Annotated in this window: 1 protein-coding gene; it reads left to right on the top strand. The window is 52.6% G+C overall.

The annotated features are described in order from the left end of the window. Positions 1-165: 165 nt before the first annotated feature. Positions 166-1221 (top strand): hypothetical protein (locus HWQ67_RS19130; RefSeq protein WP_218254288.1); only part of this gene is annotated, 1056 nt, incomplete at its 3' end.

Genomic DNA, 1221 nt, shown 5'->3' with positions numbered 1-1221 from the left:
GGTCCCCTTGCGGGGGAGGTCAAGGAGGGGGCGGAGCCGCCCTCCTTTTTTTTCTCTTACGGTCAAATACGATAGCCCTTGCCATAGAGCACTTCGGATTGACAAATCGTGTTTTTTTTGTTATGATAATCATCAAAAGATAGGGTTATAAAAAAGGAGGTTTCTATGAAAAGAGTGAGGAATAAGCATGTCAGCCAGAGACGGTTGTTTGTTGTGTTTCTGTTGATGTTTACGTGCCTGTCGTTAGTCATTGCAAGTTATGGCATGGTCTTTGCAACAACCCTCAACCCTGCACCACCTGCAAGCACGGTAAGACTTGTCTTTGTGCATCACTCCGTAGGACAGTACTGGATCAGCAACAGCGATGCCAACCCAACCCATAACGGCGGACTGGGTACGGCGCTACGTAACAACAACTACTTCGTCAGCGACACAAACTACGGCTGGGGACCTGAAGCCATCGGTGATCGCACGGACATCGGCCATTGGTGGGAGTGGTTTCGTGGGTCTCAAAGCAGCACCTTCATGACTGCCCTGTACAGCCTCTCTGCTCAGAACTCCGAGTATGACCGGCTTACGACTACCCCTGCCGGTGAAAACGAAATTGTCATGTTCAAGTCGTGCTTTACCAACTCCATACTCACCGGAAGTACAAGCGACCCCGTACCTACAATAAGCAATAATCCCCTGGCCGGTCAGGATGTCAGCTCCGGCTATATGACGATTGCTAATGCCAAGGGTATATATATCGATATCCTGGAGTATTTCAGGACGCGCCAGGACAAACTCTTTATTGTGATCACGGCCCCGCCACAGATCGATCCCACGCATGGCGCTGCCACCAGGGCATTTAACCGGTGGCTGGTCAACGATTGGCTTACGGGCTATCCCTATCACAACGTGGCCGTCTTTGACTTCTACAACGTCCTGACGACCAACGGAGGCAATGCCAACACAAACGACCTCAACTCCGCAAGCGGCAATCACCACAGATGGTACAACAACGCCATCCAGCACAAGACGGACGGCGACGACGACGCAGACCCCAACGTCCTTGAGTATCCAAGCGATGACGACCATCCCTCCCAGGCCGGCAACCTCAAGGCCACGGCTGAGTTTGTCCCCATACTGAACATCTACTACAACTGTTGGAAAAACACCGGCGGATGTCCCGGTGGTACGACCCCGACACCAACTCCCACGCCGACATCAACGCCCACG

It is taken from the genome of Candidatus Magnetobacterium casense, from assembly GCF_019173545.1.
Lineage (GTDB): Bacteria > Nitrospirota > Thermodesulfovibrionia > Thermodesulfovibrionales > Magnetobacteriaceae > Magnetobacterium > Magnetobacterium cryptolimnobacter.
Note: the sequence above shows the minus strand (reverse complement) of the source record. Positions and strands in the feature narration are given on the sequence as shown.